Annotated in this window: 26 protein-coding genes and 1 pseudogene; 9 read left to right on the top strand and 18 right to left on the bottom strand. The window is 64.2% G+C overall.

Annotated elements, in window-relative coordinates; genetic code table 11:
• Positions 1 to 59: 59 nt before the first annotated feature.
• Entirely contained in the window at positions 60 to 1,055 is a 996-nt protein-coding gene (dgcA, locus tag XH89_RS11885; RefSeq protein WP_194467233.1) for an N-acetyl-D-Glu racemase DgcA, read from the top strand.
• On the opposite strand, the gene XH89_RS11880 is transcribed toward dgcA, so the two are convergent.
• Positions 1,025 to 2,221 (bottom strand): major facilitator superfamily domain-containing protein 6, encoded by a 1,197-nt coding sequence (locus XH89_RS11880; RefSeq protein ID WP_194467232.1) that lies wholly within the window; start codon positions 2,219 to 2,221, stop codon positions 1,025 to 1,027. The two genes, dgcA and XH89_RS11880, sit on opposite strands and share 31 nt — an antisense overlap.
• Positions 2,222 to 2,296: 75 nt before the next feature.
• On the opposite strand from XH89_RS11880, the gene XH89_RS11875 reads away from it, so the two are divergent.
• The 3 genes from XH89_RS11875 to XH89_RS11865 all read left to right on the top strand — a co-directional run bounded on the left by XH89_RS11875 (position 2,297) and on the right by XH89_RS11865 (position 6,017).
• Entirely contained in the window at positions 2,297 to 3,715 is a 1,419-nt protein-coding gene (locus XH89_RS11875) for a hypothetical protein (RefSeq protein WP_194467231.1), read from the top strand.
• Between the two features lie 10 nt (positions 3,716 to 3,725).
• Entirely contained in the window at positions 3,726 to 4,079 is a 354-nt protein-coding gene (locus XH89_RS11870; RefSeq protein ID WP_194467230.1) for an ADP-ribosylation/crystallin J1, read from the top strand.
• 207 nt (positions 4,080 to 4,286) lie between these two features.
• Positions 4,287 to 6,017, top strand: coding sequence for a caspase family protein (locus XH89_RS11865; protein WP_194467229.1), 1,731 nt, complete (start codon positions 4,287 to 4,289; stop codon positions 6,015 to 6,017).
• A 164-nt stretch (positions 6,018 to 6,181) separates the two neighbouring features.
• Here the strand turns inward: XH89_RS11865 and XH89_RS11860 are convergent, their stop codons facing one another.
• From XH89_RS11860 to thiD, 4 genes are all read right to left on the bottom strand, one after another.
• Positions 6,182 to 7,165: a threonine/serine dehydratase gene (locus tag XH89_RS11860; protein ID WP_194467228.1), complete on the bottom strand. Its 984-nt coding sequence runs from the start codon at positions 7,163 to 7,165 to the stop codon at positions 6,182 to 6,184.
• 63 nt (positions 7,166 to 7,228) lie between these two features.
• Positions 7,229 to 8,272 carry a glycosyltransferase family 1 protein gene (locus XH89_RS11855; RefSeq protein WP_194467227.1) on the bottom strand — a complete coding sequence of 348 codons (1,044 nt, stop codon included), beginning with the start codon at positions 8,270 to 8,272 and terminating at the stop codon, positions 7,229 to 7,231.
• 13 nt (positions 8,273 to 8,285) lie between these two features.
• Positions 8,286 to 9,098, bottom strand: a complete 813-nt coding sequence (locus XH89_RS11850) for a UDP-2,3-diacylglucosamine diphosphatase (RefSeq protein ID WP_194467226.1) — start codon at positions 9,096 to 9,098, stop codon at positions 8,286 to 8,288.
• Positions 9,099 to 9,495: 397 nt separating this feature from the next.
• A complete protein-coding gene (thiD, locus tag XH89_RS11845) occupies positions 9,496 to 10,335 on the bottom strand; it encodes a bifunctional hydroxymethylpyrimidine kinase/phosphomethylpyrimidine kinase (protein ID WP_246767811.1) in 840 nt (279 codons plus the stop codon).
• A 253-nt stretch (positions 10,336 to 10,588) separates the two neighbouring features.
• Between thiD and XH89_RS11840 the strand changes: the two genes are divergently transcribed.
• Positions 10,589 to 12,568 carry a PAS domain S-box protein gene (locus XH89_RS11840; RefSeq protein WP_246767810.1) on the top strand — a complete coding sequence of 660 codons (1,980 nt, stop codon included), beginning with the start codon at positions 10,589 to 10,591 and terminating at the stop codon, positions 12,566 to 12,568.
• A gap of 96 nt (positions 12,569 to 12,664) precedes the next feature.
• Positions 12,665 to 12,910: an Lrp/AsnC ligand binding domain-containing protein gene (locus XH89_RS11835; RefSeq protein WP_028182135.1), complete on the top strand. Its 246-nt coding sequence runs from the start codon at positions 12,665 to 12,667 to the stop codon at positions 12,908 to 12,910.
• Between the two features lie 12 nt (positions 12,911 to 12,922).
• Here XH89_RS11835 and XH89_RS11830 read toward each other — a convergent pair whose 3' ends face one another.
• On the bottom strand, positions 12,923 to 13,849 hold the full coding sequence (locus XH89_RS11830) for a cytochrome c (protein WP_194467225.1): 927 nt from the start codon (positions 13,847 to 13,849) through the stop codon (positions 12,923 to 12,925).
• A 153-nt stretch (positions 13,850 to 14,002) separates the two neighbouring features.
• Here XH89_RS11830 and XH89_RS11825 point away from each other — a divergent pair, with 153 nt between their 5' ends.
• Positions 14,003 to 14,422 carry a CHRD domain-containing protein gene (locus XH89_RS11825; RefSeq protein WP_194467224.1) on the top strand — a complete coding sequence of 140 codons (420 nt, stop codon included), beginning with the start codon at positions 14,003 to 14,005 and terminating at the stop codon, positions 14,420 to 14,422.
• Positions 14,423 to 14,578: 156 nt separating this feature from the next.
• On the top strand, positions 14,579 to 14,953 hold the full coding sequence (locus XH89_RS11820; RefSeq protein ID WP_246767809.1) for a VF_A0006 family four-cysteine protein: 375 nt from the start codon (positions 14,579 to 14,581) through the stop codon (positions 14,951 to 14,953).
• Positions 14,954 to 14,960: 7 nt separating this feature from the next.
• Here the strand turns inward: XH89_RS11820 and XH89_RS11815 are convergent, their stop codons facing one another.
• The 7 genes from XH89_RS11815 to XH89_RS11785 form a co-directional block, all read right to left on the bottom strand.
• Positions 14,961 to 16,244: a cystathionine gamma-synthase family protein gene (locus XH89_RS11815; protein WP_194467223.1), complete on the bottom strand. Its 1,284-nt coding sequence runs from the start codon at positions 16,242 to 16,244 to the stop codon at positions 14,961 to 14,963.
• A gap of 209 nt (positions 16,245 to 16,453) precedes the next feature.
• Entirely contained in the window at positions 16,454 to 16,903 is a 450-nt protein-coding gene (locus XH89_RS11810) for a cytochrome c (protein WP_194467222.1), read from the bottom strand.
• A gap of 102 nt (positions 16,904 to 17,005) precedes the next feature.
• Positions 17,006 to 19,315, bottom strand: coding sequence for a xanthine dehydrogenase family protein molybdopterin-binding subunit (locus tag XH89_RS11805; RefSeq protein WP_194467221.1), 2,310 nt, complete (start codon positions 19,313 to 19,315; stop codon positions 17,006 to 17,008).
• A gap of 239 nt (positions 19,316 to 19,554) precedes the next feature.
• Complete coding sequence (locus XH89_RS11800; protein WP_194467220.1) at positions 19,555 to 20,118, bottom strand: GNAT family N-acetyltransferase; 564 nt, start codon at positions 20,116 to 20,118, stop codon at positions 19,555 to 19,557.
• Positions 20,119 to 20,502 carry a DUF1127 domain-containing protein gene (locus XH89_RS11795; protein ID WP_194467219.1) on the bottom strand — a complete coding sequence of 128 codons (384 nt, stop codon included), beginning with the start codon at positions 20,500 to 20,502 and terminating at the stop codon, positions 20,119 to 20,121.
• Positions 20,503 to 20,940: 438 nt separating this feature from the next.
• Positions 20,941 to 21,366, bottom strand: a complete 426-nt coding sequence (locus tag XH89_RS11790) for a GFA family protein (protein ID WP_194467218.1) — start codon at positions 21,364 to 21,366, stop codon at positions 20,941 to 20,943.
• 45 nt (positions 21,367 to 21,411) lie between these two features.
• Entirely contained in the window at positions 21,412 to 22,011 is a 600-nt protein-coding gene (locus XH89_RS11785) for an SRPBCC family protein (protein ID WP_246767808.1), read from the bottom strand.
• Between the two features lie 140 nt (positions 22,012 to 22,151).
• Between XH89_RS11785 and XH89_RS11780 the strand changes: the two genes are divergently transcribed.
• A complete protein-coding gene (locus XH89_RS11780; RefSeq protein WP_194467217.1) occupies positions 22,152 to 22,850 on the top strand; it encodes a helix-turn-helix domain-containing protein in 699 nt (232 codons plus the stop codon).
• Here the strand turns inward: XH89_RS11780 and XH89_RS11775 are convergent.
• The 5 genes and pseudogenes from XH89_RS11775 to murJ form a co-directional block, all read right to left on the bottom strand.
• Positions 22,813 to 23,496 carry an NrsF family protein gene (locus tag XH89_RS11775; protein ID WP_194467216.1) on the bottom strand — a complete coding sequence of 228 codons (684 nt, stop codon included), beginning with the start codon at positions 23,494 to 23,496 and terminating at the stop codon, positions 22,813 to 22,815. The genes XH89_RS11780 and XH89_RS11775 overlap by 38 nt on opposite strands.
• A gap of 5 nt (positions 23,497 to 23,501) precedes the next feature.
• Positions 23,502 to 24,044 (bottom strand): sigma-70 family RNA polymerase sigma factor, encoded by a 543-nt coding sequence (locus XH89_RS11770; RefSeq protein WP_210345244.1) that lies wholly within the window; start codon positions 24,042 to 24,044, stop codon positions 23,502 to 23,504.
• 19 nt (positions 24,045 to 24,063) lie between these two features.
• Positions 24,064 to 24,770 (bottom strand): annotated as a pseudogene (locus tag XH89_RS11765) (cytochrome c biogenesis CcdA family protein).
• Positions 24,771 to 24,808: 38 nt separating this feature from the next.
• Complete coding sequence (locus tag XH89_RS11760) at positions 24,809 to 25,225, bottom strand: thioredoxin family protein (protein WP_246767807.1); 417 nt, start codon at positions 25,223 to 25,225, stop codon at positions 24,809 to 24,811.
• Between the two features lie 140 nt (positions 25,226 to 25,365).
• The gene (gene murJ, locus XH89_RS11755; RefSeq protein ID WP_194467215.1) at positions 25,366 to 26,892 is read right to left on the bottom strand and encodes a murein biosynthesis integral membrane protein MurJ; all 1,527 of its coding nucleotides are present in this window, start codon (positions 26,890 to 26,892) and stop codon (positions 25,366 to 25,368) included.
• Between the last annotated feature and the right edge of the window lie 93 nt (positions 26,893 to 26,985).

Raw genomic sequence — 26,985 nt, 5'->3', positions numbered from 1 at the left:
ACTGGTTAATGTTAGTTGCTAGAGGTAACCAGCAGGTTCAGATTTCGCCAGAGTTCAAAATGACTTCCAGCAAAGTTCCTGCCCTTGCCGCGCGAATCGAGCGGTTTCCCATCGCCGGCAGCTTCACCATCAGCCGGGGCGCCAAGACCGAAGCCGTGACCGTCGTGGCCGAACTGAGCCGGAACGGCCGTATCGGCCGCGGCGAATGCGTGCCCTATCCACGCTATGGCGAGACCCCCGAGGCGACGCTGGCGGCGATCCTGGCCATGCAGGACGCGGTCCGGGACGGTCTCGACCGGCAAGCCCTCCAGGCCGCCATGAAGCCCGGCGCAGCTCGCAACGCCCTGGACTGCGCCTTCATCGACCTTGAAGCCAAGCAGGCCGGAGTACGGGCCTGGAACCTGCTGGACCGCCCATCGCCGGGGATGCGCACCACCGCCTTCACGATTTCGTTGGGCACCCCCGAGGCGATGGCGGCAGCGACCGCCAGGGCGGCGCAGCGACCCCTGCTCAAGATCAAGCTCGGCGGCGATGGCGATGCGATGCGGATCGCCGCCGTGCGCCAGGCCGCGCCGGAATCGGAGCTGATCGTCGATGCCAACGAGGCCTGGACCGAGGCCAACCTGGAAGCCAACCTCACCGCTTGCGCCGCCGCCGGCGTCACCCTGGTCGAGCAGCCGCTGCCGGCGGGCAAGGACGACGCGCTGGCGCGGATCAAGCGACCACTGGCCGTCTGCGCCGACGAGAGCGTGCATGACCGCAAGTCGCTGGCGCCGCTCCGCGACCGCTACGACGCCGTGAACATCAAGCTCGACAAGACCGGCGGCCTCACCGAGGCGCTCGCGATGGCCGATGCGGCGCAGGCGCTCGGCTTCGAGATCATGATCGGCTGCATGGTCGCGACCTCGCTGTCGATGGCCCCCGCCATGCTGGTGACACCGCAGGCGCGCTTCGTCGATCTCGACGGACCCTTGCTGCTCGCGCGCGACCGCGATCACGCGCTGCGTTACGACGGCAGCCTGGTCTATCCGCCTGACGTCTCACTGTGGGGATGAGCCACGAGCCGATGCCGCGCCGACCAGATCACGAGCGCGCCGGCCGCGGCCATCGCCGCCATGACGTAGTACAGGCTGTCGCCGATGCGGGCGTAGATCGCGCCTGAGGCGATCGAGGTCGTCGCGCCCAGCAACCCGCTGCATGCGGCAAGGTAGCCCTGCCCCCGCGCGATCTGATGCGGCGGCACGCGCTGCACCAGCAGCGTCATCGTGCCGACGATCGTCATGCCGAAGGTGAGCCCGTGACCGAGCTGCGCAATCGCAAGCAGCGCGAGCGGCGGCTCGTTCGCGGTGATGATCCAGCGCAGCACTGCGCTCAGGCCTCCGATCGCCATCAGCGTCGACGGATGCAGCGAGAAGCGCGGCGACAGCGCGAACACGACGATCTCGGCGATCACACCAAGCGTCCACAATCCCGCGATGGTCAGCCCGCCCAGCCCGTGGAGCTGCCAGTTGATGGCCGAGAAGGTGTAGTAGGCGACGTGGCTGCCCTGGATCAGCGCAGCCGAGGCGATCACGGCCCAGAAGCCGCCATCGCGCAGCAGCGCCTTGCCAGCATGCGTCTCCGTCGTCTTGCGCCTGACGTCATCGAGCGGCTGCAGCAGCAGGCCCGCGAGCACCGCGACGATGGCCCATGCGACGATGATCCAGATCAGATCGCGCGCCGCGATGATGTCGACGAGATAGCCGCAGGCGAGCGAGCCGGCCGCGAAGGCCGCCGAGCCCCACAGCCTCAGGGGTCCGTAGTCGAGGCCGTAGCGCGCGACGCCGCGCAGTGCATAGGCATCGGTCAGCGGCGTCGTCGGCGTCCACATGATGCAGGTCAGCGCGTAGATCAGGAACAGCGCCAGCGGCTGCTGCTGCAAGCCGACGGCCGCAAAGCCGATCGCGGTCGCCAGCACCGAGATCATCATGCCGGCGCGAATCGCGTGTCGCTTTTCGGCAAAGGCGGTGATCTGCGGCAGCGTGGTGAAGCGCGTCAGCGCCGGCAGCGCGTTGATCAGGCCGATCCAGGACGCCTCGACGCCGATCGCCTTGAGCCAGACCGGAAAGAACGGCAGATGCGTGCCTGATACCGCGAACACCGCCGAATAGAACAGCGCCAGACTCACGGCGAATTGCCGCTTGACCGTCGCCGTGATGGGGATTTGTGATTCGGGTGGCATCAAACCAATTGCGATTCGGTCGATATCGTGGTGATCGTTACAGTAACGCGCGGTGATTTGCGCGACGAGATTGTCATGGCCAACGAAGCATTCGCCCTCTCGCCCATGTCTGCCCGCGCGGCCGAGCCGAACGAGCAGGATTACGACGCGATCCGCGAAGCCTTCATGGAGACCGCGCGCGGCCGCTGGTTCCTCGGCGAATACGCCAAGCGCAACCGCAACGCCGACACAAGCATGGTGCTCGATGCGGTCGCGAAAATCGAAGAAACCCTTGCGGCGCAGCGCCAACCTGTCGTCGAGGATCGTCTGCCCGAAGCGCTGGTCGCAATTCGCCGCGCCGTCGAGGAGGCGGAAAGCGCCGCCAGCAAGGCATTCGATCCCGCCGCGATCGCGGCAAGCCTGGCGCCGATCCCGCGCGGCGTACGCATCATCAAGGAGATCTCCTGGCGCTGGCGCGAGATCGGCGCCGACGGGCGAATCTGCGACCTCATTGATTCGCAGCTTGCCTCGATCGAAGCGGCCTGCGCCCAGGTGTCGGCCATCGACCCGCGCGGCGACCTCAAGGCCGCCTTCGATCTGCTCAAGGACCGGGTCGAGCAGATCGACGCAGGCGACGCAGCCCCGCAGGGCGCAGCACACCCCGCTCCGGCGCCGGTGCAGGACGCGCCGCCGGCTGCGGAAGCGCCTGATGCCGAAGCGCCGGCTGCAGCGGCTAGCGAAGCACCCGTGGCATTTACGGAGACACCGCAGGAGATCGTTCCCGAACCGCAGGAGATCGCCGAGCCGGAGGCAGCCGTTGACGAGAGCGTCGTCGCCGAGGAGGCGATGGACACCGCCCTCGCGCCCGAGATCGCCGAAACCCAAACCGCCGTCGAAGAGAGTCTTGCCGCGGCCGGGGACAGCCTCTCTGACCCCGCTGCCATCGCCGAGATCACCAACGAATTCTCGCTCGATGCGGCCGCGGAAGCCGAGGACGAGGCCATCCTCGACGCCATCGCGTTGGAGATGGCCGCGCCCGATCCGGAGTTCGATGCGATCGTCGAGCCGATGGAGATGGAAGCGGCCGTTCCGGAACCGATGCCGGAGCCCATGACGGCAGAGCTGGTCGCGATGGAGGCGCCGATCGCGCCCCACGTCGAAGAGCCTGATGTCGAGGAACCTGACGTCCAGGAGTCTGATGTTGAGGAGCCCGATGTCGAGGAGCCGGTTGCCGAAGCCCCGATCGCGATGGAATCGCTCGCGCGCCTCACCGACGCGATTGCGGAGGCAGCCGCCGAAGTCATGCAGCAGCCAGCTCCCATCATGGCGACCGCGGCAACATCCGCCGCCGCACCGACCGCGACGCTGCCGACGCCCTCGCCGACGCCCGAGCCCTCGCTCGGCGCCACCATTCTCGCCAGCGGCATCCTGCAGCAGCCTCGCACCGCGGCCAACGACGCGCTGGCGCCGATCCGCCGCATGACCCAGGCCGAGAAAATCGCGTTCTTCTCGTAAAGCGGCATTCGTGTCCCCGACCGAAGACACCCTCACCCTCTGGCGCCCCGTCGGCCCGCAAGAACTTGAGCTGATCCGGCAATCCGGCATGCGCGCCTTCCCGCCGCGTCTGCCGGACCAGCCAATCTTCTATCCGGTGCTGACAGAGGATTACGCCGTCAAGATCGCGCGCGATTGGAACGTGCCGGCAAGCGGCTCCGGCTTCGTGACCCGCTTTGAAGTCACGCGGAGCTTCATCGCCAAGTACGACGTGCAGGAGGCGGGAGGCCGCTCGCATCTGGAGTACTGGATTCCGGCCGAGGATCTCGATGCGTTCAATGACGCCATCGTCGGCTTGATCGAAATCGTCCGCAGCTTCCCCTGAATTCGCTGATGACGCCGCGGCGGATCAGGGAGCTCTCTTAGCCGCGACTATCCCCGACCTGCACGACACCGAAGCTCGGGGCATATCTTGCGTGATTTAGATCACGCAGCTCGCCAAGGTGACCGCGATCACGGACGGTAGGCTCGAACGTGGTCAGGGTTCCTCGCAACCAATCTCGCATCGAGATGAGTGCCAAAGGAGCACGCCATGTTCCGCCTGAAATCCGCTTTGATGACCGCGGGCCTCGTGGGAAGCCTGTTTGGCTTCGCCTGCGGCCCGGTTTCCGCGCAAGTCGCCCCCGTCGAACCGGCTGTGCCTGCCGCGCTGCAAGGTCCGGAGCAGCGGGTGGCGCTGGTGATCGGCAATTCGAACTACAAGAATGCGCCGCAGCTCGCCAATCCCGACAACGATGCGCAGTCGATGGCGCAATTCCTCAATTCGGCCGGCTTCGAAGTGATCTCAGCCACCGATATCGGCCAGAACGACATGCTGCGCGTGGTGCAGGATTTCTCCGCAAAAGTGTCGGCGCGCGGTCCGAACACGGTGGCGATGGTCTATTACGCCGGTCACGGCGTGCAGCTCGCCGGCGAGAACTACCTCGTACCCGTCGATGCGAAGGTCTCCAACCAGACTGAGCTCGTCAATGACTCGGTCCGCCTTGTCGACGTGATGTCGACGCTGGAGACGATCCCGAGCCGGATGCGCATCGTCATCCTCGATGCCTGCCGCAACAACCCCTTCCCCAACGTCAACGACGCAGGCCGGGGCCTCGCCATCGTCGATGCGCCGAACGGCTCGATCGTCGGCTATTCGACCGCGCCGGGCGCCGAGGCGCTCGACGGCAACAATGGCCACAGCCCCTATACTCAGGCCTTCCTGAACATCGCGCGCGAGCCCAACGTGCCGATCGAGCAGTTGTTCAAGCGCGTGCGTCTTGCGGTGAACCAGACCACCAGCGGCGCGCAGATTCCGTGGGAGAGCTCTTCGCTCACCTCCGACTTCACCTTCTTCGGCGACACGGCCGTGGCCGCCAACCGCGCGCCGGTGCATACGCCGGTGGTGCAGATGGCTTCCAACCTGCCGAGCCGCTCGACCCGCCAAGCCTATGATTACGTCGTGTCCGAAGGACGGCCGGAGTACTATCAGGAATTCATCCAGATGTATCCGCACGACCCGCTGTGTGATCACATCCGCTGGCTGCTTGCGAACCTGCTGATCTCGCAGGCCTGGCACGAAGCGGTGCTCCTGAACTCGCCGATCGGCTACCAGGCCTTCTACAGCAAATACGGCAACAGCCCCTATGCGCAGATGGCGCTGAAGCTGCAGGCGCAGCCGAAGCTGATCCCCTTGATGCAGGCGACGAAGTTCCTGGCTCCGCAGAACATTGCCCCGACCCTGAAGATCGGCAATCTCGGCCAGCCCAAATACATGCCGCTGATTCAGCAGGGCAACGGCTCGCAGATGAACGCGAACCTGCCGGTCGTGCAGAAGCCGGTCGACGGCAACGTCATCAGCAAGCTCGGCAATGGCACGCCGTCGCAGGCTCCTGGCAAGATCGTCACCCTGCCCGCGCCGACCAACACCACGACCAACACCGGCGGCACCGGCAAGATCGTGACGCTGCCGGTGACCAACACCACGCAGAACAACGGCAACAACAACGCCGGCACGGGCAAGGTCGTGAGCATGCCGGTGACCAAGGGCGGCTCGGCCGGCGACGTCAAGCCGGTCAACGTCCAGACGCAAAACAACCCGATCCATGTCAACAACGGCGTGAAGCTGAACAACAACCCGGTGAACAAGGTGCAGGTCCAGAACAACCGTCCGCAGTTCAACACCACGAACCGGATCAACAATGGCGGCAATAACTTCCGCCAGTCGATGAACCAGGCCCCGAGCATGGGCGGCGGCAACAACCACCGCGGCTTCATGCACTGAACGCGGCAGCCGAACGACAAAGGGGCAGAGCGGACACGCTCCGCCCCTTCTTCATGCCACCAAACAAAGCTTCATGAAATTAAGTATCGGCCCGTGGGTCGGGCGGCACCTCTCCCGTAGGGAGAGGTAAACCGAGCTTCCTCGCTCGCACCGTCGAGCTGAAATCAGGCCACCAGCTCGGCAAACAAATCCGCATCGACATTGCCGCCGGAGAGCACGATGACGACGTTCTTGCCGGCGACATCGAGACGTCCCGCCAGCAGCGCGGCAAGGCCCACCGCGCCACCTGGCTCGACCACGAGCTTTAGCTCATGATAGGCAAACGCGACAGCTGCGCCGACTTCCTTGTCCGAGGCGGTCACGCCGCGCGCGAGCAGCTTGCTGTTGATCGCAAAGGTCATCTCGCCGGGGATCAGCGCCATCAGCGCATCGCAGATGGTGCGGCCCGCGGGCGGATGCGGCTCGCGATGGCCCGCGGTCAGCGAGATGCCGTGATCGTCGAATGCCTCGGGCTCGGCCACCACGATCTCGGTTTGCGGATAGCGCGCCTTCACGGCCGTCGCGACGCCCGCGATCAGGCCGCCGCCGGAGGCCGGCGCCACCACGATATCAGGAGCAAGGCCGAGCATCGCCATGTCCTCCGCGATCTCGCGGCCGGCCGTGCCCTGGCCCGCGATCACGAAGGGATCGTCATAGGGCCGGACCAGCGTCGCGCCGCGCTTCTCGGCGATACCGCGCGAGATCGCCTCGCGATCGTCGTTGTAGCGGTCGTACAGCACGACCTCGGCGCCATAGGATTTGGTACGCTCGCGCTTCGACAGCGGCGCGTCCGCCGGCATCACGATGGTTGCCTGCATGTCCAGGATTTTTGCCGCCGCAGCCACACCCTGCGCATGGTTGCCGGATGAGAAAGCCACGACGCCGCCGGCGCGCTTGTCCTGCGGGATCGAGAACACCTTGTTGAAGGCGCCGCGGAACTTGAAGGAGCCGGTGCGCTGGAGCATCTCCGGCTTCAGGAACACTTTTGCGCCGACGCGCTCATTGAGCACGGGAAACGACAACAGCGGGGTGCGGACGGCGAAGGGCGCGAGCACGCGCGCTGCGGCGTCGATATCGGCAGGGCCGATCGGAAGGGGCTGTTCGGACATGCGCCGATGTTATCGCGGCTGGCGAGGCCCGGGCAAGACACCTCCGCGCGAGGGTTTTGCCCCCTAGGCGACGAAGCGCGGCTGTTCCGCCCCGCTCCGGCCCGGCAGCACCGCCCCGACCGCGCGGATGCTGTCAATGAAGGCCCGCGCCGAGGCCTCCCAGGTGTAGTTGGCGGCGAATTCGACGCAGGCCTGCCTGGAAATGTCGAGCGCCGCGAAACAGGCGCTGCGCAGGTCCTCGTCGAGGGCGCCGACCGGCGCATCGCCGATGACGTCGCGCGGCCCCTTCACAGGGAAGGCGGCAACCGGCAGGCCGCTCGCCAGCGCCTCGAGCAGGACCAGGCCGAACGTATCGGTCTTGCTCGGAAACACGAAGACGTCGGCGGCGGCGTAGATGTCGGCCAGTTCCTCGCCGTGCTTTTCGCCCAGGAAGATCGCCTCGGGATAGGCCTCTTCCAGCACGTTGCGCGCCGGCCCGTTGCCGACCACCACCTTGGTGCCGGGCAGATCGAGGTCGAGGAACGCTTCCAGATTCTTCTCCACCGCGACGCGGCCGACCGAGAGAAACACCGGGGCCGGCAGGCAGAGATCGACGGCGCGAGGATGGAACAGATGCGTGTCGACGCCGCGCGGCCACAGCACGACATTGTCGAAGCCGCGCTCGCTGAGCTCCCGGGCCAGCGCCGGCGTTGCCGCCATCACCGCCTGGCTCGGGCTGTGGAAACGGCGCAGCGCCCGCCAGATCAGCGAGCCCGGAACCGGCACGCGGGCGCGGACATATTCGGGAAAACGGGTGTGGAAGCTGGTCGTGAACGGCAGTCTGCGCTGGCGGCAATAGCGGCGGACCATCAGGCCGATCGGCCCTTCGGTGGCGATATGGATGCTGTCGGGGCGCGCTTCCTCGATCAGCCTCGCGATGCGCGCCGGGCGCGGCATCGCCAGCCGCACGTCGCGATAGCTCGGCATCGCGAAGGTGCGGAACGATTGCGGCGTCAGGAATGTGAACTCGACACCGAGTCCCTCGGCGGCATCAGCCAGCTTGGTCAGCGTCCGAACCACACCGTTGACTTGCGGGTGCCAGGCGTCGGTCGCGACCAGGATGCGCATCAAGCAGCTCTCGTCAGGCAGCTCTTGCCGCCACCTGCGGGACTTCCGCGGGTTTCCGCAAATGATCGGCCCAGGTGATGATCTCGAAATGGCCGTCGTCGTGCTCGACCAGCGCGGTGCAGCTTTCGACCCAATCACCGCAGTTCATGTAGCGGATGCCGTTCTCGTCGCGGATCACGGCGTAGTGGATGTGACCGCAGATCACGCCGTCGGCATCATGGCGCCGCGCTTCGGCCGAGAGCGCCTGCTCGAACGCGCCGATATAGTTGACCGCGTTCTTCACCTTCTGCTTGGCCCATTGCGACAGCGACCAATAGGGCACGCCGAACAGGCGGCGGAAGAAGTTGACGAAGCGATTCATCTGGATCGCGAAGTCGTAGGCCTTGTCGCCGAGATGGGCGAGCCAGCGCGCATTCTGCACCACGAGGTCGAAGATATCGCCGTGGATGACGAGATAGCGCTTGCCGTCCACGCCGGCGTGGACGGTGTTCTCGACGACGTCGATGCCGCCGAAATGGGTGCCGTAATAGTTGCGCAGGAACTCGTCGTGATTGCCGGGGACGTAGATGACCTTGGCGCCCTTGCGCGCCTTGCGCAACAGCTTCTGAACCAGGTCGTTATGCGATTGCGGCCAGTGCCAGCTCGATTTCAGCGCCCAGCCATCGACGATGTCGCCGACGAGATAGATCGTGTCGGCATCGTGGTAGCGCAGGAAGTCCAGCAACAGGTCGGCTTGCGAGCCGCGGGCTCCGAGATGGACGTCGGAGATGAACAACGTGCGAAAGCGCCGCTCCGGGCTCTCGTCACTCACATCGTAACTTCCCATGCGACAGCCTGTAACAATGTCCCGTGACAGGGGGATGACGATTGAACCTTTGAGGCACCCTCAGATACGAATCAGACCTTGCCTCGCCCTCCCCGCGAATATCAGCCGCATGCGACAATCAGGCGACATGGGGCGGCACGAGTTCACTCATGAACCGGGAAGCGACAAGCCGACCAACAGAGGGACGAACTCTTACCCTCCCTGGAGGGCCCTGGAGGGGGAGGGTCGATCGCGCGCAGCGCGAGCGGGGTGGGGTGATCTCTCAACACGGGCACGGTCGGATGCGGAGAAACCGTCACCCCACCCCGTCTCACATTTCGCTGCGCTCAATGTGAGCCGACCCTCCCCTCCAGGGGAGGGTGAGACAGCCGCGCCAAACGGATGAATCGCCGCTGCGTCAGTAAAACCTGTGGAAATGATGGATCGGTCCGTGGCCATGTCCGACACTGAAGCGGTCGGCGGCTGCGATCGCTGCGCTGATCCAGCTCTTGGCGTTGCGCACGGCCGTCTCGAGATCCTCGCCCTTGGCAAGGCCCGCCGCGACCGCCGAGGACAACGAGCAGCCGGTGCCGTGGGTATTGCGGGTGGCGACGCGCGGCGCGGCGAGCGCGATCGTGTGATGGGCGCTGACGAGATAGTCGATGCTCTCGCTGCCCTCGCCGTGCCCGCCCTTGATCAGGACCGCACGGCAGCCGAGCCCGAGCAGACGGCGCCCCTGGCCTTCGATCTCGGCTTCGCTTCGCGCGACCGGCTCATCGAGCAGTGCGGCCGCCTCCGGCAGATTGGGCGTGATCACGGATGCGAGCGGCATCAGTTTCGCGCGCAAGGCTTCGACGGCCTCCGCAGCCAGCAGCCGGTCGCCCGAGGTTGCCACCATCACGGGATCGAGCACGACGTGGCGAGGCTTCCAGCGCGACAGCGCTGAGGCGATCGCGTCGATGCTGCCAGCCTGCGCCACCATGCCGATCTTTACTGCGCCGACGTCGAGATCGGCGAACACCGCATCGATCTGCGCGGTGACGAATGCAGCCGGCACGGCGTGAATGCCGGTGACGCCTTGGGTGTTCTGCGCCGTCAGCGCCGTGATCGCGGAGGCGCCGTAAACGCCGAGCGCGGCAAAGGTCTTCAGGTCGGCCTGGATCCCGGCACCGCCGCTCGAATCAGAGCCGGCGATGGTGATCGCCACAGGCGTGGTACGCTCGCTTGAAGAAGACCCGGTCATGATCTGTCCTGACATTGGCCTGTCCTAGCCTGCCCCCACGGCACCAGCAAGCCAGGCCGGCCGCTGGGTCCCCGCTCGCGCAGCCGCGAATCAGGCGAAATGGGCCGGCACCGCCCTGTCGTCCCGCGAGCGTGCATATCGCGCGAAATATGACCTCGGCATCACCCGGCCTTGGCGCGCTCCTCCAGATGGGTCGAAATATCAATTGATTCGCGGGCGACGCGATGTTGCGGACCGCTGCGGGCTGCAACCCTCTCGGGAACCGATCATGTGGGCCTATTTCGAACGCATCCTGGACTCCTCGATGTTCTCACCGCACGGCATCTGCCTGCTGTGGGAACCCGAGCTGATCTGGCTCCACGTCGTCTCCGACGCCAGCATTGCGATTGCCTATTTCTCGATCCCGTTTGCGCTGGCGATCCTCGTCACCAAACGGCGTGACCTCAAATTCGGCTGGGTCTTTTGGGCCTTCGCGACCTTCATCATGGCCTGCGGCCTGACGCATGTGCTGTCGATCTACACGCTCTGGGTGCCGATCTACGGCATCGAGGGCCTGGTCAAGGCGGCGACCGCACTCGCGTCGATCTTCACCGCGGCCGCGCTCTGGCCGCTTCTCCCCAAGATTCTGGCCATCCCCTCCCCGTTCGAGCTGCAAAAGGTCCAGGCCGCGCTCGAGGTGGAGGAGACCAAGCGCCGCGACGCGACGCAGCTGCTCAAGCAGGTCGGGGAGGCCCAGCGCGCGATGCGCGAAAGCGTGACGCGGCTCACCGCGGTCGTCGAGACCGCGGTCGACGGCGTCATCCTGTTCGATGCGCAAGCCCGCATTCTCCTGTTCAATCCCGCCTGCGAACGGCTGTTCGGCTATCGCGCCGAGGAGGTCATGAACCTCGACATCAGCATGCTGATGTCAGATGACGGGAAGCGCTCATCCACAGCTCAGACGCATCGTTTCGCAACGGGCGAAACCGCCGGCCTGCGCAAGGACGGATCGAGCTTTCCAATGGATCTGTCGGTCGGCCAGGCGTGGCAGGACGGCGAGCTGATTTATGTCGGCATCATCCACGATCTGACCGCGCGAAAGCTCACCGAGCAGCAGCTCCAGCAGGCGCAGAAGATGGAGACGGTCGGGCAGCTCTCCGGCGGCATCGCCCATGACTTCAACAACCTGCTGACCGTGATCATCGGCAACGCCGAGCATCTCAGCGAGCAGCTCAAGGCCAAGCCCGATTTGCGTCAGTTTGCCGACGACATCTGCCAGTCCGGCGAACGCGGCGCGGAGCTGACGCAGCGGCTGCTCGCCTTCAGCCGTCGCCAGCTGTTGCGACCGCAGGCGATCGATTGCAGCGAGCTGATCTTGTCCATGCTCAAGCTGCTCAAGCGCACCTTGCGCGAGAATATCGAGATCAGCACCAGCTTCGGATCCGGCACGATCCAGGCCTTTGCCGACCGCTCTCAGCTCGAATCCGCCGTGCTGAACCTTGCACTGAATGCACACGACGCGATGCCGTCGGGAGGACATCTGACGCTGAGCACGGAGCTCGCCGCGATCGACGAGGACTATCGCGCCCTGCATCCGGAGGTCACCTCCGGCGCCTACGCGCTGATATCAGTCACCGACGACGGCGAAGGCATGACGCCCGAGGTCATCGAGCACGCTTTCGAGCCGTTCTTCACCACCAAGGAGGTCGGAAAGGGTTCGGGCCTCGGGCTGAGCATGGTCTACGGCTTCGCCAAGCAATCCGACGGCCACGTCTCGATCTATAGCGAACGGGGCCTGGGGACGACCGTCCGGATCTACCTGCCGCGCCCCGGCGGCGGACAATCACCGACCGACCTGCCGGAGAGCGACGAGGCCGTGCCACGTGGCCACGAGACCATCCTGATCGCCGAGGACGATCCGTTCGTGCGCTCCTCGGTGATCCAGAGGGTGGAGGCGCTCGGCTACCACGTCATCGCCGCAGTCAACGGCAACGAAGCCTTGCAGCGATTGCGCGCCGAACCCGGCATCGACATGCTGTTCACCGATATCGTCATGCCCGGCGGGATGAGCGGCTGGGAGCTCGCAGATCAGGCCCGGCGTATCCGGCCCGGCCTGCCGGTGCTGTTCACCTCGGGCTATGCGCTGGAGACCCTGGTCGAGCAGGGCCGCACGCACCCGCACTCGGTCGTCCTGACCAAGCCCTACGGCAAGGCCGAGCTCGCCCAGCGGCTCAGGGACGCGTTCGCCGCGGCGGCGGTGGCCTCCTAGGGCGCCGGCCGGCATCTGGCGGCCGGCCAGCCCGCTTGCTAAATCCGGACGGTTTTGGCCTATTAGCCGGCAAGATGTGCCCTCGGAGTGACTGCCATGGTTCCTTTCTTCGTCCAGATCAAATGCAAGCTTGGCCAGTCCTATACGGTCGCCAACGCGCTTGCCGAAGCCGAGATCGCCTCCGAGATCTACTCCACGGCCGGCCAATACGATTTGCTAGTGAAGTTCTACGTCGACAAGGACACCGACATCGGCCACTTCGTCAACGAGAAGGTGCAGGTGCTGCCGGGCATCCAGGACACCCTCACCATCATCACCTTCAAGGCGTTCGGCGCGGGCTAGCTTCGTGCGCGTTCAGCGGCCAGCCTCCTTGCGCTTGGGCGGCGTCGGGCCATCGACCGGCGGCAGCGACTTCAGATAGGCCGCCATCGCGGCGCGATCCTCCGGCTTGAGCTGCGCGAGGTTCTTGATCACCGGCCGCATCGCGCCCGATGCACTGTCGCCCTCGGGCATGTCGCCGGTCTCGAGGAAGTCGGCAATATCCTTCTCGCTCCAGTCACCGATGCCCTTCTGCGTGATGTTCGGCACCCATCCCTCGCCTTCGGGATTGGGACCGCCGGCAAAGCGCTGCGAGCTGATGACGCCGCCGAGAAAATTGCGCGGGCTGTGGCATTCGGCGCAATGGCCAAAGCCGTTCACGAGATAGGCGCCGCGATTCCATTGCGCCGGATGCATTGCCGCCGGCACGAACGGCCTGACATCCATGAACAGCAATTTCCAGATGCCGACATTGCGGCGGATGTTGAAGGGAAACGGCAGATCGTGGTCGCGCACGCGCCCCGAAACCGGCGGCAGCGTCTTCAGATACGCGAAGAGATCGCGAACGTCGTCGAGCTTGGCGATATGGTAGGACGTATAGGGAAATGCCGGGAAATAATGCGTGCCTTCAGGCGAGATGCCGCGCATCACCGCGTTGACGAAATCGGTCGCGCTCCAGCGGCCGATACCATCGGTCGGATCAGGCGAAATGTTCGGCGCATAGAACGTGCCGAACGGCGAGCCGAGCGCCAGGCCGCCGCCGAGTTTCAAACGATCCGGCTGATTGGGCACGGCGTGGCAGGACGAGCAGCCGCCGGCATTGAACAGCTCCTCTCCATTGGCGAGATCGGGCTCGCGTGTCGGCGCCGGCAGGGCGAGGGCAGTCGGCGCGGTCAGCCACCAGTAGACGGCAAAGGCTGCGACAGCAGCAATCAAAATGACATAAATTGTTCGTCGCAGCATCGAGGATCCCTTTGAGCTCAAGCGTATTTACGGATCATCCCGCAGCCGCTCCAGCCACGAATAATTTAGATGGTTTGATCGGAATGCGGGAATAAAGTCGGAACTGCACTGTTTGCAAGTTGACTGCAATCAGGCGTCAACAGGGAGAGACTCATGAACAAAGCGCTTTTTGCCACGCTGGCACTCGGAGCCGCCGTCGCATTCGCAGGCCCGGCCAGCGCGGAAAAACTGAAGGCGACGCTGGACGGCAAGTCCGAAGTGCCCGCCACCACCACCAGTGGTACCGGCACGGCCGATCTCGACTATGACGCCGCCACCAAGAAGCTCACCTGGAAGGTGACCTATTCCGGCCTCTCCGGCCCGGCCACCGCCGCCCATTTCCACGGCCCCGCCGAGGTCGGCAAGAACGCCGGCGTCGCGGTGCCGATCCCCGGCATCGCCAAGAGCCCGGCGGAGGGCTCGGCGACCCTGACCGACGCGCAAGCCTCCGATCTCCTCTCCGGCAAGCTCTATGTCAACATTCACACTGCGGCCAATCCGGGCGGCGAGATCCGCGGCCAGGTGACCAAGTAAGATTCAGATCAACTTTTCATGACGGCCGGACGCAAGCGTCCGGCCTTTTCGATTCCAGGGACAACAAATGTATCCCGTCGCCCGGATGGACCAATCAGGTCTCGAAGCTAGAATGGTCGATCGAGGCGCCTTCATCCGCAGCGCCGGGAGCGGCTCATGAGCAAAGCATCGATGCAACGGACCCGTGCGCCGCACGTCGCATCCCGCGACGTAGCTCGCCAGCTATTGGCCATTCCGACGGCCGTCGTCGCCGGAGGACTGCTTCTTTCACTGGGCGGGTCCGCCATCGCGCAAACCGACATGGAAAGGCAGGCTCAATGCGAGCTCTCCGCCATCCGCGACACGCGATCGCCGCTTGCCGTGCAGTACATCCGTTCGGCCTGCAACTGGCTCGCGGTCAATGGCGACTCGCTGCTGAACGCATCCAGCAAGGGCTATTATGTCTGCCTCGTGCGGCAGCTCTCGGGTGCCCAGTCCAACGAGGCGGCCGCGGCGATCATGTCGGCATGTCGCACGTCCAATCCGCTTTGAAAGGCGCTCACGCCGCGCTCAATGCCTGCTCGAGATCGGCGATCAGATCAGATGGATTTTCGATGCCGATCGACAGCCGGATCGTGGAATCCAGCACGCCGATCTTGCGGCGGATATCGGCCGGGACGCCGGAATGGGTCATCGTCGCCGGCAGGCTCGCCAGCGATTCCGTGCCGCCAAGGCTGACCGCGAGCTTGAAGATCTGCAAGGCGTTGAGAAACTTCTCCGCCGCCGCCTGCCCGCCGACGATATCGAACGAGAACGTCGATCCCGCCCCCAGGCATTGCCGCGCGAACACGCGCCCCGAGGGCGAGGTCTCGGCGTGATGACCGAGATAGTGCACCTTCGCCACCTTGGCATGATCGCGCAGGAAATCGGCCACGAGCCGCGCATTGCTGTTGGCCTTCTCCATGCGCAGGCTGAGAGTCTCGAGCGAGCGGTTGATCATCCAGCACGAATGCGGATCGAGCTGGGTGCCGATCGCGCCGCGCAGCGCCTTGACGCCTTTCATGATCGCCTTGCTGCCGAGCGCGGCACCCGCGATCAGGTCGGAATGCCCGCCGACATATTTGGTCAGCGAGTACAGCGAGATGTCGGCGCCATGCTCGATCGGGCGCTGGAACACCGGGCCAAGCAGCGTATTGTCGCAGGCGATGATCGGCGTGTGCCCCTGCGCCTTGCCGATGGCGTCGGCGACGCGGCGCATCAGTGCGACGTCGACGAGGCCATTGGTCGGGTTGGCCGGCGTCTCGACCAGGATCATCGAAACGCGGCCCTTGCGCATCGCATCTTCCGCCGCCTGATTGACCACTGTCTCATCAACACCATCAGCAAAGCCGACCGCGCCGATCGAGAAGCGCGACAGCGTGTTGGTCAGCAGCGTTTCGGTGCCGCCATAGAGCGGCTGGGAATGCAGGATGACGTCGCCGGGACGGACGAACGCCAGGATCGTCGTCGAGATCGCCGACATGCCTGACGAGAACAGCGCACAGCTCTCGGTGCGCTCGTAGATCGCAAGCCTGTCCTCGACGATCTCGCTGTTGGGATGGTTGAAGCGCGAATAGACCAGCCCGGCGCCCATGCCCTCCGGCGGCTCGCGGCGACCGGCGACGAAATCGAAGAAATCCTGCCCGTCCTCGGCCGTCCTGAACACGAAGGTCGAGGTCAGGAACACCGGCGGCTTGATGGCGCCTTCCGACAGCTGCGGATCATAGCCATAGGTCAGCATCAGCGTTTCCGGATGCAGCATATGGTTGCCGATATGGGTTTTCGACGGGAACGGTTTTGCCATGGCCTGTCTCGCTGTTGCCTGCGATCGCCGCCCGCGCGTCGGAACTCACGATAACGTCAGGCATCAACGCCGCGGCGGCGCGAGCAAACATAGTCCTTCTGACGGCGATCCGTCAGGCTATCGGAGGAGAAATTGCTGCACCTCCCGCCGTCATCGCACGGTCAAGCCGGGCGATGACGGCGAATTTGTCGCGAAGGGCCTGCTTCGCCTTACTTCAGCTTCAACCGATAGGTCTCGTGGCAGTCGTTGCAGCGGTCGTTGATCGCGGTGTAGGCCGCCTTCAGGCTGGCGACATTGTGGATCTTGCCCTTGACGTCGGCGATCGCCTTCTGCACCGGCGGGATCTTTGACTCGAAATCGGCCTTCTGCTGCCACACCTTCGGCGACGAGCCGTAGGTGGCGTTGACCACGTCCTGCTTGGGATTGACCTCGAAGGTCTTGGCGATCTTGGCAACGTCCGCCTCCAGATTGGCGATCGCCTCGTCTGCCGCCTTCTGATTGTAGGGGATGTCGCCCTTGGTCATCTTCAGGATGACCGTGTACAGGCTCTTGGCCTGCGAGCGCATCAGATTGTCCTGCTGGACGGCAACCTCCTGCTGCGCCATCACAGCGCCCGCACCCAGAAGCAGGGTGCCCGCGACAACAAACATTCGTTTCATGAGTCTTCTTCTCCGGCTCGCAAGTCGGTTTGGGGGGAACAGGCGATTGATGGTTAGAACCCGGCGGCGGGCACTTCATTCCCGCCGCGCGGAAGCCGCGCCTTACAGGCTGTGCCGGCGATGGTGCTCGTTGATCGCGATCCACACCCGCTCGGGCGTCGCCGGCATGTCGATGTGGTCGATCTTGTACTCACGCCAGAGCGCGTCGACGATGGCGTTGACGACGGCCGGGCACGAGCCAATCGCGCCGGCCTCGCCCGCGCCCTTCACGCCCATCGGATTGGTCGTGCAGGGAATGTTGTGGGTCTCGAACACGAAGGACGGACCATCGGCCGCGCGCGGCAGCGCGTAGTCCATGTAGGTCGCGGTGATGAGCTGGCCATCGGTCGCGCCATAGACCACCTGCTCCATCAAGGCCTGGCCGATGCCCTGCATGGCGCCGCCATGCACCTGGCCTGCCAGCAGCAGCGGATTGAGCGTCTTGCCGAAATCGTCGACGATCACGTAGTTGACGATTTTGATGATGCCGGTGGCGGGATCGATCTCGACCTCGGCCAGATGCGTGCCGTTCGGGTAGGTGCCGTCAGCGCTGGCGAAGGTCGCGCTGCCATTCAGCTTCGACGGATCGGCGCCGGCGCGCTTCGCGACATCGGCGAAGCTCATCGAGCGGTCGGTACCGGCGATCCTGATGATGCCGTCGGTGATCTCGAGGTCACCGGCGCTGGCTTCCAGCGCTTGTGCCGCGATCTCCTTGAGCTTCTGGCCGAGCTCGCGCGTGGCGCGCTCGACGCTGACGCCGCCTGACGGGATCGAGGCCGAGCCGCCGGTGCCGAGGCCCGTCGCAATCTCCGCGGTGTCGCCCTGGCGGACGTGCACACGTTCGGGCGCTACGCCGAACTGCTCGGCGACGATCTGCGCATAGGCGGTCTGGTGGCCCTGCCCGCTCGACTGCGTGCCGATCAGGACCGTGACATCGCCGTTGGGGTCTAGCCGCACATTCGCGGTCTCCTCGCCCATCACGCCGCAGATCTCGACATAGCTCGCAAGGCCAATGCCGCGGATCAGCCCGTGCTTCTTCGCGGCCTTGGCGCGCTTTCCAAATTCCTTCCACTCGGCAATTTCCATCGCGCGCTTCAGATGCGCGGCGAAATCGCCGGAATCGTAGACCTTGCCGGTCGCGGTCTTGTAGGGCAGTGCCTTCGGCGGGATGAAGTTCTTGCGACGGATCGCGTCCGGCGTCATGTCGAGCTTGCGCGCGCAGGCATCGACCAGACGTTCGATGACGTAGGCGGCTTCAGGCCGGCCCGCGCCGCGATAGGCGTCCACTGGCACGCTGTGGGTGAAGATGGTGCGCACGCGGCAGTGGAAGGCCTGGATGTCGTAGAGGCCCGGCAGCATGCCGGCGCCGCCATGCGGGATGTAGGGCCCGAAGGTCGACAGATACGCGCCCATGTCGCCCATCAGGTCGCAATCCATCGCGAGGAACCTGCCGTCCTCGGCCAGCGCCATCTTCGCGGTGGTGACGTTGTCGCGGCCCTGCGCATCGCCCATGAAATGCTCTGAGCGATCGGCCGCCCACTTCACGGCCTTCTTCAGCTTGCGCGCCGCGACCGCCATCAGGGCGTATTCGCGGTATGGAAACAGCTTGGTGCCGAAGCCGCCGCCGACGTCGGGGCAAATCACCCGCATCTTGTCGGTGGGGATGTTGAGCACGTTCTGGCAGAGAATGTCGCGCAGGCGATGGCTGCCCTGGCTGCCGACCGTCAGCGTCAGATGATCAGCCTTGGCGTCGTATTCGCAGACCGCCGCGCGCGTCTCCATGAAGCTCGCGACCACGCGCGGATTGACGATGGAGATTTCGGCGACGGCATGTGCCTTCGCGAACGCAGCTTCAGTCGCTTTCTTGTCACCGATCGAGACGTCGAACAGCACATTGCCCGGCTTGTCCGGCCAGACCTGCGGCGCGCCCTTCTTGATGGCGTTGACGACGCCGGTGACGGCCGGCAGCGGGCTCCATTTGACCTCGATCGCCTCGATCGCATCGCGGGCCTGGTCGATGGTCTCGGCGACGACAAAGGCGACGGAATCACCGACATGCCGCACCTCGTCCTTGGCCAGGATCGGGTAAGGCGGGCCGGTGAACGGATCGGTCTCGAGATTGAACAGGCAGGGCAGATTGCCGAGATCGGCGACCTCAGCCGCGGTCAGGATCAGCGCAACGCCCGGCAGGGTGCGGGCGCGGCCGGCATCGATGGTGAATTTGGCATGCGCATGCGGCGAGCGCAGCACCAGGCAGCGCAGCGCAGCCTGCGGCGCGTAGTCGTCGGTATAGCGGCCCTTGCCGCGGATCAGCGCGTCGTCTTCCTTGCGCAGCACGCTTTGGCCGACGCCGAACTTGATGGGGGCTGCCATTCTATCTTCCCGTTTCTCATGGTTATTTTGGCGGCATATTGCCGTGGAAAAACTGGCAAGGCAAACGCCTTTAGCCATGTACGGCCCGCTAAAAATCGACCGTGCCTTCGCGCCTCACAGCGGAATCGGACGGAACGGCCGCAGCGCGGTCATTTCCCTGTGAGGGCGTTGATTAGGCGCCCGTTCGGCACGCCCATTTTCTGGCACGACGAGGCTGGCGTTCCCCGTCTGGACCGCCGTCAATGGCCGAATGTCTTCATCATGAGGTAGTTGTCATAAGTAGCCTCGTCTATGCGAACGACACGGGGATCCGTGCCGCAAATCTCGAACCCGTTGCGTTTGTAGGTCTTGATTGCAGCGACTGCCGTCGACACCACGGCAAGATGCACCTGTTCGACACGCGCCTCAGCATGGGCAAGAAGCTTCTTGATGAGCCGATCTCCGACGCCTTTGCCGCGATCATTCTCCCTGACGAAGACCGAAAAGATGTGCCCCCTGTGCTGCGATCTCTTGTATCGCGAGACATAGAAGCCGGCGACTCCGATCAGGCGCTCGCATCCGAATGCGCCAAAGATCGTATCGCCGAGCCAATGGCGATAAGCCGCCATCATCACTTCGCCGCCTTCGTCCTCTTCGGGAGAGCCAAACGATTGAGGATGCATCTGAATTGCCTCCGCGCGAATCTCGCGAAGACAATCCAGATCATCGACCGTCAATCGCCGGATTTCAAAATCCGCCTGGGGAATGACCGCATGTGAGGACATGATGTCAGCCTTTCTCTTGCACTGGCGCAGGATGGCCATTCACATCCCACGACCGCTCCACAGATGCGTCGTGCTGTCTCTCAACGTATCGATGGCACGCTGAGGCGTGAGGTAGTTGATCTCCCCGCGCGTCAGGCCGATGTCCATCAGCTCTCTGTCGCCAAGGTCGTACAGGGAGACCCGCAGGCCCTGGCGTCGCCGCTGAAGCGCACGCCAAGACCGCTTGAGCAGGCCGAGGACGCTTCGGCCCGATCCGGCCTCCTTGTCCAGCAAAGCGCCATCCAGCGCCTTGGCTGACGCCTTGAGGCGCTCCGCCAGCGCTTGGTCGATCGCGCCCTTTGCCTGCACGATCGAGAGGGCGAGGCCGCGCCTTGCGGCGTCGGCCTCAATCCCGGGTGAGATATCCGTCTGTTGTGGTGGCATCGCACGCTCCTGCTGTTGTGCCGACAGGGAGCGTGGCCAAACAAAAGGCCCCGTCCGATGCCGGCGGGGCCTGGTGAAAAAGATGTCGTCGTCGAAATGCTAGCGCACGACTCCTTCCACGGCCCAGCCGAAGCGGGTCATGTGGTTGAAGTTGACTTTGCGCGAGCATTTAATCATGCAGCCCCACTACCATAGCAACCGGACAAAATCAAGGGATGCATGGAAGCCGAGCACTCCTTTCAGGCGAGTGTTCGCCAGCACGCGAAACGGCGTTGCAGGGGTCCGACCAAGGCAAGTCTTCTTTTCCGCGGCGGTACGCCGCGGAAAAGAGATCGCCGGCCGACAAGACAGCCGCTCTCCTACGCAGGAGCTCAGCTGAGGTCATGAAGGATTCCGGCTATGGACAAGATCAGCGCGATCAACGTCCAGACCAGAGGGCTATTCGGAAACGGCAACACCTGAGCCTCCGAACTCGGCGGGAAAATCCTTCAGTTTCGGCAGGCCGTCCCTGATCGGCAACACCGTCTCGGAATAGTTGACGTGCACGCCCGGCGCGAACTTCAGCATGGGCAATGTGGCTGCGTACACGTCGACGAGCCGAAGCGGCGGATGGTCGCACATGAGGTGCCCCCCGCAGCGCTTGCAGTATTGACGATGGCTCAGCTCCGATTGTGCGTAGGTGGCGACGAATTCAGCGCCCTTGGTCACCCGCACGTTCTGCGGCTTCCACAATGTAAATGCATTCACTGGGGCGGCCGACCAGGAGCGGCACGACGAGCAATGGCAATATCCCATTGCCTCCGGTGCTCCCTCCGCTTCGATTTCTACCGCGCCGCAAAAGCACTTGCCGCTGTAAATCGTCATGATGTCGATCTCCTTGATCTGATGTGTCGAACTGAAGCTTCGGCCCTATTTCGCGAACCTTGCCTGGATTTCAGCGAGGCCCGCGTCATAGACGCCGAGCAGTGCTTCGCTGGCAGCCTTCTCCTGCCCTGGCTCGGGGGTATAGGAGCCGTTCCACGTAACGGTGGAAGATCCATTGGCCTTCGCAGTCACCTTGATCGTTGCGGTGTAGTTCGAGACCGGAAGAGGGCTCGTCAGAAACTTGTAGGAGTAGCTGCGCTCGGCTTCATTCCGAGCGACTTGGGTCTCGACGAAAGCGGCCTTTCCGTCCTTCGTGACGAGAATGCGCGTCGATGGCGCCTTGCCATCCTCGATGCACTGACCCACCGGGGGCAGCCAATCCCTGATTGCGCAGAACGGCCCGATCAGCGACCAAACGTCCTGGGCAGCCGCCTTCACGTCAACGCTTCGGGTAATCGTGGCTGCAGCGGCCGATGCCGTGCCAGAGTGGAGCAACACCGTGCCGAACATCGCAGCGCTCGCCATGGAGAGCCGGGGTTTGCAGAAAATCCTTGTCATCGCAATTACCTTGTCATTGTGAGTTGATGCCATAAGGCTGTCGGCCGACGCGTCGCGACGGTCCTTCAAGCCGGTGGAGCGGTCCAAGTCCGCATTGCTGAGAGGTAGCAAGGACCCTTTGCGCGCCACTAGTTCACGAACTGAATCGATGCCGGTACAGATTTTGAACTGGAAGCCCGGGCGAATTCGGCAGTACGTTTCGCAAATGGTCCACAGGGAGAGAGAACATGGCTGCTGGCAGCTACAAGCAGTTCTGTCCGGTCGCAATGGCCGCCGAGGTTCTGTGCACGCGCTGGACTGTGGTGCTGCTGCGAGAGCTGATTGCCGGCTCGACGCGGTTCAACGATCTGCGACGTGGTGTCCCCCGAATGTCGCCCGCGCTGCTGTCACAGCGGCTCAAGGATCTCGAGTCGGCAGGTATCCTCGCGCGAGAAGCATTGGCTTCGGAGCCTGGCGTCTATGAATATCGGCTGACGCCGGCGGGACGTGAACTCACTCCCATCGTCGATGGATTTGGTATCTGGGGCCAACGCCGGATCAAGGCCGACCTGTCGCTCCAGCACCTCGACGTTCAACTGCTGATGTGGGATATGCGGCGAAATCTGAATCCAACGCCAATGCCCAGACGGCGAAACATCATCCAGTTCGTCTACCCCGAGCTCTCGGCGACCCAGCGACACTGGTGGCTGATCGTCGATCCCAAGGAAGGCGTCGATCTGTGCTCAGTCGATCCCGGATTTGACGTCGACCTCTATATTTCCGTCGATCTGCGCAGCATGACTGCAATCTGGATGGGGTTCGACACGGTGCGGGCGGCCGTAGGCAGTCGTCGGATGATTCTGACCGGCGACCGGCAAATCGCATCCTCGATGCAAACCTGGCTTGGTCTCAGCCCGTTCGCCAAGGAGAGAAAACTGGCGAGTTGAGATCTGCCATCCGCACGAGGACGCGTCGTCCAACGATGGCCTCAATGACCGCGATCAGCACTGCCGCTCCGAGATTCCAGATCAGGTTCATGACAGTGGCATCAAGGCGATAAAGGAGCGACATGGCCGTCGACGTCATGCCTGCAACGGCCAGTCCGGCCACCAGCATCACCAAAGTCGGACGCAGGCGGGCGGCATGACGCAGCATCACGAAAATCGATATTGATAGGGGCAGGCTGACGAGGAGCACCGTGGCAAAGCACTGAACAGCCGCGCCCATCCGCAAGCTACCCGCCTCGTAGCTCACCCAATCCGTCAAGCAACCATAGCCAAGTGTTGCCATCCACACCGCAAGCGAGGGCAACGGGAGCAGCAACCAGAACCGCGAACGGTCGGGCAGGCCTGCCATCAGGCAACTTAGCGCGGAGAGCGCGCCCGTCAGGAAGGAGGCCATGATCCCAACGACGAAAGACGGATTGCGCAGCTGATCTGCAATATCCGACCGAAGGCCATGTTCGACGGCGAGCAGGATCACGATGGCAAGTGCGATCAGGAGCCAACCGCCGGCCCGGAACAGCGGGGGGCGAAGGACGCGGACCGGCCGCGCCGCGTTCGCGAGGATCTGAATGAGATCGGTGGTATCCATCGCTTCTAATCGTCTCCCTCGCCCAGGAGGCGCCTGAGCGCCTTGATGCCCCGATGGGCTGAAACCTTCAAGGATGCAATCGACATTCCGCTCTGCGCGGCGGCCTCCTTCAATGACCTCTCCTGTAACTTCAAGAGCGTGATGGCTTGGCGCTGGCCGGTCGGAAGGGCCTGCAACGCGGCGTCCACAACCCGGCTATTCAACACCAGGTCATGAGGTTGTTCGGCTGCAAGCGCCTCGTGCTCGGCTTCCAACATCACTTCGCCTGCCGCCACGCGTCCCAGCGCGCGCAAGCGATCCGCAACACGATGTCGCGCGATACCAGCCAGCCAAGGCTTGAACGGGCGTGACGGGTCGTATGTCTGCCGAACCACATGCAGTGTCAGCAGGATATCCTGGACGGTATCTTCAGCATCACTGGCATTGCGGTGCGCACGGTTCGCAATTGCCCGTAGATAAGGCGTGATGCCGAGCAACAACCGGTGATAAGCGTTTACGTCCCCACGCTGCCCTCGCACCATGAGCGCCGACCATTCCTGCGGATCCACGACGCGTAAGTCGGACACTTCAAAACCGGGTGGTGAAGTCGGTCAACCAGGCGGGCGACGCGGCAACGAGTGCAGCTTCGAGCGCGTGATCTGCGCCGGTGAGAATGAGCACTGCCACTGCCAATGCGCTGCCACCCATCAGGAGCTTCCCCATCCTTCCGGCATTCATCATCTTGCCGCGCCAGCGCATCATCGCCGCTCGGGAAAGTGATCCGACGATCAGCAAGGGAACGGATGTCCCCAACCCGAATGCCACCATGACCGCCGCCACACTGCGAGATCCCGCCCTTGGGACGCAAGGACCGACGCAGCGCCGAGCGTTGGCCCGACGCAGGGACTCCAGACGGCGCCCAGCAGAACGCCGACCAGGAATTGCCCCTTGATGCCGGTCGGGGTCATGCGAGCGATGAGGCGACTTCCGGCATTGCTGACGCCGCCGGTTGCCAATGCGAAGCGTTGCTGCAACGCGCCGCTCAGCAGGACTCCGCCCAATCCGGCCAACAGGATGGCGGAAATGTCGCGGAAGACGTCACCATCGAGACCGATCGCGAAGCCCACGGTCGCGACGAAAAGCCCGATGCCGGAGAAGGACAGGACAAGGCCCGCCAGCAATGCAGCGACACCCAGGCGATGCACGGCGAGCGCGGGCCCGAGCACGAGCGGCAGCAGCGGCAGGACACACGGGGACAGGGTCGAGAGCATGCCCGCGACGAACCCGAATCCCATGCCGACGAATGGCAAGGTCACGGCGATGTTCCCCGGACCTAGTCCGTCGCCTTTTGGAGCAGCGTCTTGATCGAATTGGCATCGGTATCACCGGTCGAGCGCCCCTTCTCGACGGCACCGTGGAATACGATCAGCGTGCTTTGCTTCTGGGCGCCCATGGCGCGCACAGAGTCCTTTTGGGTATCGAAATCGATGGTGTAGACGACCAGCTCCTTGAATGCGGGGTCATTTTCAAGATTATTCAGGATCGGCCGCTGCTTGGCGCAATAAGGGCACCATGGAGCGATGATGTGGACCAGGATTGGCTTGCCCTCATGCTGGGTTGCATCGAAGGCCTGCTGGGTGAACGGCACCTCCGTCGCAGCGAAAGCGGCGGAGCCGAACCCCATAGCAACGGCGAATAAGGCCACAGCGGTCATTCTCGTAAAGCGCATCGTCATCTCCTGGCGGCTCATGAACGTCCAGCAATGCAGCTGGCTCGTGACCCAAGGTTCGGATGGTTCAGCCAAAAGGTTACAGCCGCCGCGGCCGAAATTTCGTACGGCTCGCCAAGGGGCCGAGCGGACCTCCGTCGGCCAGCCGTTGAAACGCGTCCCTAGCCGCGCACCAGCGAGACCAGCCAGCTGCGGCCGAACAGGATGAGGATCGCGAGCGCGTAGACGATGGTGCCGCCGACGGCGAGCAGGACCAGCGTCACTTCATCGTGGAAGCGCATCGCACCTAGCGAAGATCCGCTGACACGCGCAATCAGCCAGAAGGCGGCGGCGAGGACGACCCCGGTCAGCAGAAATTTGGCGAGCGACATCAGCCAGGCGCGATCGAGCACGAGGAAGCCGCGCCGCACGGCGAAGAACAGCACCAGCAGCAGATTGGTCCAGACACCGACGGCGGTTGCCAGCGCGAGGCCGATCTGGGCCAGCGATCCCATCAGGGCCACCTTCAGGGCGACGTTGACGGCGATGCCGGTCAGAGACGCCCGCACCGGCGTCGCCGTATCCTTGCGCGCGTAAAAGGTCGCGACCGCGCTGCGGATCAGCACGAAAGGGATCAGGCCGATGGCATAGGCCGCAAGCGTGCCGCCGGCGGCAACCGCATCGGCCTTCGAGAACGCGCCGCGTGCGAACAGCGCGCGCATGATCTCGTCGGGCACGGTGAGGAAGGCCGCGACGAAGGGGATCGAGAACAGCAGCGTGAAATCAAAGGCGCGGCGCTGCGCCTTCATTGCGCCGTCATGGTCATTGGCCGTGATCCGTTTCGACATCTCCGGCAGCAGCACGGTGCCGATGGCGATGCCGATGACGCCGATCGGCAATTGATTGAGGCGGTCGGCATAATACAGCGCCGACAGTGCGCCGGCCGGCAGGAAGGTCGCGATGATGGTGTCGGCGAACAGCGCGACCTGCGTGCCCATCGAGCCCAGTGTCGCCGGCCCCAGCGCCTTGAAGAAGCCGCGGACGTCTTCGTCGAGCTTGAGCGGCGCAAAGCGCGGCAGACCGCCATGGCGGGCGAGATCGCCGGCGAGCAGGAAATATTGCATGAAGCCCGAGATCAGCACGCCCCAGGCCGCGGCGTGGCCCGCGGTCGGAAACCAGACGGCAACCGCCAGCGTCATCATCATCGCGACGTTGAGGAAGATGGACGCGGCCGCGGCGCTGGCAAAGCGCTGCATCACGTTCAGCATGCCGCCATAGAGTGTCACCAGCGTGATCAAGAGCAGATAGGGAAACGTAATGCGGGTCAGCTCGATCGCGAGCTTGCGCTGCTCGGCGTCGTCGGAAAAGCCGGGCGCAAGCAGGCTCATGGCCTGCGGCATGAACAGCCAGGCGACGATCAGCAGCACCACCTGCGAGGCCAGCAGTAGCGTGAAGATGCGATCGGCGAACAGGTGTGCTGCCGCCTCCCCCTTCTCGCCATGGACATGCGCATAGGCCGGCACCCAGGCGGCGTTGAAGGCCCCTTCGGCGAAGATCGCGCGAAAATGATTGGGCAGCCGCAGTGCCACGAAAAAGGCGTCGGCCACGGGGCCGGCGCCGAGGATCGCCGCGAGCATGATATCGCGGGCAAACCCCGTCAGCCGCGAGAGCAGCGTGTAACCACCGACCGTGAAAATGCGTCCGAGCATGCGTCTGTTTTAGAGCATGGCAGGATTAGGTCTAGGTGGTAGCGGCGAAGAAGGTGCGCCCCCTCGCCCGCTTGCGGGAGAGGGTTGGGGAGA

This window comes from Bradyrhizobium sp. CCBAU 53340, from assembly GCF_015291645.1.
Taxonomy (GTDB): Bacteria; Pseudomonadota; Alphaproteobacteria; order Rhizobiales; family Xanthobacteraceae; genus Bradyrhizobium.
The sequence above is the reverse complement of the archived record's forward strand: the minus strand, read 5'-3'. Positions and strand labels throughout refer to the sequence as shown.

What these genes read in the sequence shown, in the direction of transcription:
- dgcA (WP_194467233.1), top strand. Translation starts at nt 60, where the DNA reads ATGACTTCCAGCAAAGTTCCTGCCCTTGCCGCGCGAATCGAGCGGTTT.
- XH89_RS11880 (WP_194467232.1), bottom strand. Translation starts at nt 2,221, where the DNA reads ATGCCACCCGAATCACAAATCCCCATCACGGCGACGGTCAAGCGGCAA.
- XH89_RS11875 (WP_194467231.1), top strand. Translation starts at nt 2,297, where the DNA reads ATGGCCAACGAAGCATTCGCCCTCTCGCCCATGTCTGCCCGCGCGGCC.
- XH89_RS11865 (WP_194467229.1), top strand. Translation starts at nt 4,287, where the DNA reads ATGTTCCGCCTGAAATCCGCTTTGATGACCGCGGGCCTCGTGGGAAGC.
- XH89_RS11860 (WP_194467228.1), bottom strand. Translation starts at nt 7,165, where the DNA reads ATGTCCGAACAGCCCCTTCCGATCGGCCCTGCCGATATCGACGCCGCA.
- XH89_RS11855 (WP_194467227.1), bottom strand. Translation starts at nt 8,272, where the DNA reads ATGCGCATCCTGGTCGCGACCGACGCCTGGCACCCGCAAGTCAACGGT.
- XH89_RS11850 (WP_194467226.1), bottom strand. Translation starts at nt 9,098, where the DNA reads ATGGGAAGTTACGATGTGAGTGACGAGAGCCCGGAGCGGCGCTTTCGC.
- thiD (WP_246767811.1), bottom strand. Translation starts at nt 10,335, where the DNA reads ATGTCAGGACAGATCATGACCGGGTCTTCTTCAAGCGAGCGTACCACG.
- XH89_RS11840 (WP_246767810.1), top strand. Translation starts at nt 10,589, where the DNA reads ATGTGGGCCTATTTCGAACGCATCCTGGACTCCTCGATGTTCTCACCG.
- XH89_RS11835 (WP_028182135.1), top strand. Translation starts at nt 12,665, where the DNA reads ATGGTTCCTTTCTTCGTCCAGATCAAATGCAAGCTTGGCCAGTCCTAT.
- XH89_RS11830 (WP_194467225.1), bottom strand. Translation starts at nt 13,849, where the DNA reads ATGCTGCGACGAACAATTTATGTCATTTTGATTGCTGCTGTCGCAGCC.
- XH89_RS11825 (WP_194467224.1), top strand. Translation starts at nt 14,003, where the DNA reads ATGAACAAAGCGCTTTTTGCCACGCTGGCACTCGGAGCCGCCGTCGCA.
- XH89_RS11820 (WP_246767809.1), top strand. Translation starts at nt 14,579, where the DNA reads ATGAGCAAAGCATCGATGCAACGGACCCGTGCGCCGCACGTCGCATCC.
- XH89_RS11815 (WP_194467223.1), bottom strand. Translation starts at nt 16,244, where the DNA reads ATGGCAAAACCGTTCCCGTCGAAAACCCATATCGGCAACCATATGCTG.
- XH89_RS11810 (WP_194467222.1), bottom strand. Translation starts at nt 16,903, where the DNA reads ATGAAACGAATGTTTGTTGTCGCGGGCACCCTGCTTCTGGGTGCGGGC.
- XH89_RS11805 (WP_194467221.1), bottom strand. Translation starts at nt 19,315, where the DNA reads ATGGCAGCCCCCATCAAGTTCGGCGTCGGCCAAAGCGTGCTGCGCAAG.
- XH89_RS11800 (WP_194467220.1), bottom strand. Translation starts at nt 20,118, where the DNA reads ATGGCCATCCTGCGCCAGTGCAAGAGAAAGGCTGACATCATGTCCTCA.
- XH89_RS11795 (WP_194467219.1), bottom strand. Translation starts at nt 20,502, where the DNA reads ATGCCACCACAACAGACGGATATCTCACCCGGGATTGAGGCCGACGCC.
- XH89_RS11790 (WP_194467218.1), bottom strand. Translation starts at nt 21,366, where the DNA reads ATGACGATTTACAGCGGCAAGTGCTTTTGCGGCGCGGTAGAAATCGAA.
- XH89_RS11780 (WP_194467217.1), top strand. Translation starts at nt 22,152, where the DNA reads ATGGCTGCTGGCAGCTACAAGCAGTTCTGTCCGGTCGCAATGGCCGCC.
- XH89_RS11775 (WP_194467216.1), bottom strand. Translation starts at nt 23,496, where the DNA reads ATGGATACCACCGATCTCATTCAGATCCTCGCGAACGCGGCGCGGCCG.
- XH89_RS11760 (WP_246767807.1), bottom strand. Translation starts at nt 25,225, where the DNA reads ATGAGCCGCCAGGAGATGACGATGCGCTTTACGAGAATGACCGCTGTG.
- murJ (WP_194467215.1), bottom strand. Translation starts at nt 26,892, where the DNA reads ATGCTCGGACGCATTTTCACGGTCGGTGGTTACACGCTGCTCTCGCGG.